This window comes from Streptomyces sp. WAC04114 (assembly GCF_019733245.1).
In the GTDB taxonomy this organism is placed as follows: domain Bacteria; phylum Actinomycetota; class Actinomycetes; order Streptomycetales; family Streptomycetaceae; genus Streptomyces; species Streptomyces massasporeus_A.
This window is the reverse complement of sequence record NZ_JAIGQA010000300.1, coordinates 1-5,124: the sequence shown is the minus strand read 5'-3', so window position 1 is coordinate 5,124 and position 5,124 is coordinate 1. Positions and strand designations below refer to the sequence as shown.

The following is a 5,124-nucleotide window of genomic DNA, read 5'->3' as shown; positions in this document are numbered from 1 at the left end:
CCCACCCATGGCCCCGGCCTCCGTCTCCAGCGCAGGCCGGGCCCGCAGCCGTGGCATCCCCAGTCGCCCGGGCCGCATGGTGCGGACGGCGACGACGCGAAGGTGCCGATCGAGATAGGCGACGTCGGTCGCCATGCGCATCCGAAGGGTGTGCACGCTGTTGGCGGGGGAGAGCAGGATCGCCCCGTCGAGGGAGTCCCGCCCCAACAGCCTCTTGGTCCGGGCCCGGTAGGAGGTGGCGATCTCCAGCGGCACCCGGACGGACGCCTCCCCATCATCCCCGTGCACGACCAGCTCCCCACGCCCGTCCTGCCAACGCCGCCCCATCCGGGCCCCCTGCGACCGTGCCGCATGCCAGCGGCTCGCCTCCGAAACCCTCGCCCACAGCTTCACCCTCCCCGCGGCCCCGCAGAGCCCGTTCATCGCACGCGCCGCAACCAGAACGGTCCACGCCCTCGACGACGTGACGGACGCGGCGGTCCAGGTGGTGAGTGAACTGGCGGCCTGCGCCTGCAGTTTCACCCCCGCCGCCGAGGTCTACGTGTCGCTCCGCTACCGGGACGGCGACCTGCGCGTGATCCTCTACGACGGCCATCCCCGCCACCTCAACCCTCGCCTTGCCGCGCTCTGCGAGTCCCGTCGCCGAGCCGCCCTGCGGGTCCTGTCCTGCGTGGTGAAGTCATGCTGCGGTGACTGGGGATTCGGCGAGACCCGCGAACCGGGCGGCGGCACCCGGATGTGGGCGGTGCTGCCGAGGGAAGGCGCGAGGTCGTACCTGTACGGCTGACTCGTTCTACGCCGCCGCAGAGGGCGAGCAGGCGCGGAGGCACGTCGCTGCCGAGCCTTGGATCGTGGTGCCCGTGTCAGTCGCAACGGGCCCACGCCTCCGAGGAATTGGGCCTGGGGTTGGGTCCGTGGGCCCAGGTGGCTTGATGTGACCGAACGTTACGCTCTGGACCTGGATCGACGATGGGGATCGAGGTCATCCGGAGCAGCCGGACGCGGCAGCGGCTGCTCGTTCACCGGCCCACGGAACCACGGAGCTGGGGCTGTACGACGTACGTGAGCGGGCCCCCGGGGCGGACACCGTCACGACTCGACGCACAGGGCTCCGCAGCCGTAACCGCCTTCGCACCGTCTCCTGGGGGCGCGCGCCCGTCCGGGGGCCCGTTCGGCCCTCCATCCCCTGACCCGTCCTCCTGCTCAACGAGTTGAGGAGTGGCATGTCTGCGTTCGGGGGCGTTCCGGTGTTCGGGGGCGATGGGTGGTCGTCGACGGGGAGTGGGCGGCGCCGGGAGCTGCCTGGCGCGCTGTCGGTCGCGTTGGTGCTCGTCCACACGCTGTTCGCGTTCACGGTGCTGGGCGGTATCGGTCTGCTGCTGACTGCGGCGTCGCTGGACGCCGTGGACGGTCGGCTGCTGGCGCAGATGGCGTTCGCGGCGGCGCCGGGCACGATCGGGTGGGTGCTCGCGCGCAGGTCCTGGTCAGGCGGCGTGTGGGTGTGGCGTGGCCTGCTCGCCCTGCAAGCGTGGCTGATCGTCGCTGCTCTGGGCAACGCCGTAGATGGTTCGGGGCGGGGCTTCACGCAGCTCTTCCTGCCCATCCTGATCGTCGTGTTCCTGGTCCGTCGGGAGAGCCGGGAGTGGTTCCGGCTGCCGGATGCGGAGCGAGCGGAGCGTCGCCCGTTCTCGATGGCGCGGATGATCCGCTGGCGCCGGGACGAGGGCCAGACGGCGGTGGAGTACGCGGGGCTGGTGGCCGTGGTCGCGGCGATCATCGCAGCGCTGGTGGTCAGCGGGCTGGGGACGCAGATCTTCACCGGCCTTCAGTCGGCGGTGTGCAAGGTCACCGGTACGGCGTGCCCGGCGGCGGGAAGCGGCGGCGAGGAGGTTCAGGCCGGGGACGGCGCGGACGGTGCGGACGGGACCGACGGTGGGGGGCCAGACGGCTCCGGGCCGGCCGGCCAGCACCAGGAGGGCCGGGGCCAGGAGGGCCATGGCCAGGGTGGTCCGGGCGACGGTGATCAGGGCGACGGCGGCCAGGGTGACGAGGACGGTGGAGCCGGTGACGGCGGCACCGGGAGCGGCGGCACCGGCGGAACCGGGCCCGGCGGAGCCGACTCCGGAGGTCAGGACTCCGGCGGATCCGGCTCGGGTGGCCGGACCGGCGGGAGCAGCGGAGGGGACGGCTCTGCCTCGCAGGGCGGCGATGGCGGATCCGGAGGTGTCACCAGCGGTGTTTCCGGCGAAGACACCGGCGCTTCCTACACCGAGGAGACCGACGAGGAGAAGGACGACGCGGCAGAGGACGAGCCGGGTTGGGAGGAGGACGAGCAGGCCGCCGAGGACGGCGGTGACGAAGGCGGCGACGAGGGCTGCACCTCCGGCTTCGGGGCCTTTTTCGGCTGTGTGGGGGACCAGTTCAAGCAGGTGGGGCAGGGCCTCTTCGTCGACGGCATCTGGGGTGACGTCACGGGCATCTGGGACACGGTCACCGATCCGGGCAAGGCGTGGGAAGGCCTGAAGGACTACGGCAGCTCGCTGGGCGATCAGTGGTCCGAGGACGCCAAGGACGCGTCAGAAAAGTGGGGGAACGGCGACTACTTCGACGCGCTCACCGACTGGGGCGGCGCGTCGTGGAACACGGGCGTCACGGTCCTGGACGACATGTTCGTGGGCGACGAGGTCCGCGACCAGTGGAACAACGGCGAGAAGACCCGTGCGGCCACGAACGTCGTCTGGAACGTCGGCTCGCTCTTCATCCCCGGCTACGGCGAAGCCAAGGTCGTTCAGAAACTCGGCAAGCTGGGCAAGCTCGGCAAGCTCACCGAGAACGCCGCGGAAGCGGCGGCGGACGCCAAGAAGGCGGCCAGAGCCGGCGACGTCGACGCCGCCGAGAAGGCGGCGAAGGAGGCCGATGAGGCGGCCGACGCGGCCGAGGAGAGGGCGAGGCAGTCCGGCTGCACCCTCACCTCCGCTCCCGGCCGCCGTGTCCCCTACGGCGGTGACGCCCCGGGCTTCACCGGGTCGGCAGGCAGCGGCACCACCGTCCTCGCCGCCGGAGGCTCCCGTTCCCCGTACGTCGTGCTGGCTGAGGGCGGCTGCGACGAAGAGGCGAAGAAGCAGGCCGAGGAAGCCCGCAAGCAGGCCGAGGAGGCTGAGAAGGCCGAGAAGGAGGCGAAGAAGGAGGAAAGCCGCAAGAAGGTCGCCAAGTGGAAGAAGCCGTCCTGGTACAACGACCTGAAGAACCCGCGGAAGGGCTCCAAGGATGGTGGCGACGGCCACTGGAAGGCCAAGAAGGCGGTGGCGTACTGGCCGAAGTCAGAGGTGTGGATGCGCTACCAGGAGCAGGTCTCCAAGGTGAAGCGCGGCAAGGAATACGCTGTCAAGGACCCGAAGACCGGCAGGGACGTCGACTTCGACGGGTGGGACTCGTCGCGGCAGACTTACGTCGAGGCGAAGTTCGGCTACAGCAACAAGGTGCGGGCGGACGGCACACTCGAACCCGCTCAAGCGGACAAGTTCATCGAGCAGGCGCGGCGGCAGCTGAGTGCGGCGAACGGGAAGCCGGTCGAGTGGAACTTCTCCAACAAGGCGGTGGCCGAGGCGGCGGAGGAGGCCTTCGACGACGCCGGTATCGGAGTGGTCGTCAAATACACGCCGTGGGAGAAGTGAAAGACGGGAGTGCGGATCATGAGTGCGGTGACGGTGGCTGTGCACTGGTGGGCCAGATCCGAGACGCCGCAGGAGCAGGCGGAACGCTGGCTGGTGCTCCTCGCCCGGCTGACGGAGCTGTCCGGTGGCGAGCTGACGGAGTGGCGCTGGGACGTCGACGGTGACAGCCCCGGCCCACTGGTGCCCCGGAGTGCGGGTGAGTTCGCGGCAGCGCTCCAGGCCGCGAACACGCATGACGACGTCGACGTCATCGGCTGGACGGCCCACGTGGTCGGACACCGGCAGGACGGTGGCCACGTCCAGGTGTGGATCTCGGCGGGCGGCACGGACGAGCACAGCCCGTTCTTCGTGATCGTGAAGCTCTTCCCCGGGCCCGGGGCGTCGGCCCCGCCGCTCGCGGAGCGTCTCGCCGAGACCCTCGCCGCGCTCGCGGGGGCCTGGGACCCCGACACCGGTCTTGCCTACGATCGTGAACTGTTCAAGACCGTCAAGGCGACCTACGGCCTGCCGGCCCCCGCCCCCCGCTGCGGCTGGTCGGTCTACCTCTCCGAGAATCGCGCCGCGCGCGTCCCCGGCGACTTCACGGCCCGACGGCTGCCCACCGAGCACGGCGGCCTCGTCCTGGACCTCGCGGCGAGCCCCGGCGAGACCCCGGCCACCGAAACGGTCCTTGCCGCGCACCGAGCCCTCGCTGAGAGCGGCGCCTTGGAACCCATGCCCGTACCCGCAACGGGCGCGAAGCTATGACGGTGAGGGCCGGCGAGCGGTTCGAGACCCCCCGGACCCTGTCGGGCAACGAGGCGCCGCTGACGACACCTGCCGTCGGCCCGGACAGCGGCTCCCCCATCGCCGGGCTGGAGGGCCGGCGATGAACGACGAAGCAGTGAACCCCTCGATGAGCGTGCAGCAACACCTCGCCCGGATCGGCGAACTCCTTGCCCGCCCCCTGACGGGGAGCGACGCGTACCACCTCGTCATCTTGCGCGAGAGCCGTGACTTCGCTCCGCCGAACGACGACTGGGACGAGCTCATGCGGACCAGCGAGGAGTTCGAGGGGGAGCTGATCGAGCTGGCGGCTGCCATGGACGCCCGATGGGGCCCGCACGCCAGCATGTCCATGGAGGGTTACGTCCACGCCTTCATGGATCCGGACGACAACGACCTACCGCCCTTCTTCCGGCACCTGTGCGAGAGCGGATACTTCGGCGACCTCCTGTACTGGCGCGTCGGCGACCGTCTGCTCGCCGCGAGCGTCGGCCATGAGGACAAGGAGGAGCCGGTCGTGCTGTACGCGGGGGTGACCGGTTCCTGGGAGGGATTCCCCGGGTCGGAGTGAGCGGCCCCGGGCAGGCGTATGGGCTGCTGCCGGCTGACCGCGGGTTCAACTGGCGCCGGTGCCGTCCGCCTGACTGCGCGTCACGACGACCTCCACCCGAGCCCCTTCCCGCAC

6 protein-coding genes are annotated in these 5,124 nt (G+C 70.8%); 5 read left to right on the top strand and 1 reads right to left on the bottom strand.

Annotated features, from left to right (window positions below; genetic code table 11):
* Positions 1-327 (bottom strand): DUF192 domain-containing protein (locus tag K4G64_RS38220; RefSeq protein ID WP_221760456.1); only part of this gene is annotated, 327 nt, incomplete at its 3' end.
* 136 nt (positions 328-463) lie between these two features.
* Here K4G64_RS38220 and K4G64_RS38215 point away from each other — a divergent pair.
* The 5 genes from K4G64_RS38215 to K4G64_RS38200 all read left to right on the top strand — a co-directional run bounded on the left by K4G64_RS38215 (position 464) and on the right by K4G64_RS38200 (position 5,010).
* Positions 464-787, top strand: a complete 324-nt coding sequence (locus K4G64_RS38215) for a hypothetical protein (RefSeq protein WP_308122601.1) — start codon at positions 464-466, stop codon at positions 785-787.
* A 436-nt stretch (positions 788-1,223) separates the two neighbouring features.
* A complete protein-coding gene (locus tag K4G64_RS38210; RefSeq protein WP_221760455.1) occupies positions 1,224-3,674 on the top strand; it encodes a Tox-REase-5 domain-containing protein in 2,451 nt (816 codons plus the stop codon).
* A gap of 18 nt (positions 3,675-3,692) precedes the next feature.
* Positions 3,693-4,421 (top strand): Imm52 family immunity protein, encoded by a 729-nt coding sequence (locus K4G64_RS38205; RefSeq protein ID WP_221760454.1) that lies wholly within the window; start codon positions 3,693-3,695, stop codon positions 4,419-4,421.
* Complete coding sequence (locus tag K4G64_RS40885) at positions 4,418-4,546, top strand: hypothetical protein (protein WP_260461547.1); 129 nt, start codon at positions 4,418-4,420, stop codon at positions 4,544-4,546. Before K4G64_RS38205 ends, K4G64_RS40885 begins: the two co-directional genes overlap by 4 nt.
* Positions 4,543-5,010, top strand: coding sequence for a hypothetical protein (locus K4G64_RS38200; RefSeq protein ID WP_221760453.1), 468 nt, complete (start codon positions 4,543-4,545; stop codon positions 5,008-5,010). Before K4G64_RS40885 ends, K4G64_RS38200 begins: the two co-directional genes overlap by 4 nt.
* The last annotated feature ends 114 nt before the right edge of the window (positions 5,011-5,124 follow it).

Coding starts and splice junctions, on each gene's coding strand:
- K4G64_RS38210 (WP_221760455.1), top strand. CDS start 1,224: ATGTCTGCGTTCGGGGGCGTTCCGGTGTTCGGGGGCGATGGGTGGTCG.
- K4G64_RS40885 (WP_260461547.1), top strand. CDS start 4,418: ATGACGGTGAGGGCCGGCGAGCGGTTCGAGACCCCCCGGACCCTGTCG.
- K4G64_RS38200 (WP_221760453.1), top strand. CDS start 4,543: ATGAACGACGAAGCAGTGAACCCCTCGATGAGCGTGCAGCAACACCTC.
- K4G64_RS38205 (WP_221760454.1), top strand. CDS start 3,693: ATGAGTGCGGTGACGGTGGCTGTGCACTGGTGGGCCAGATCCGAGACG.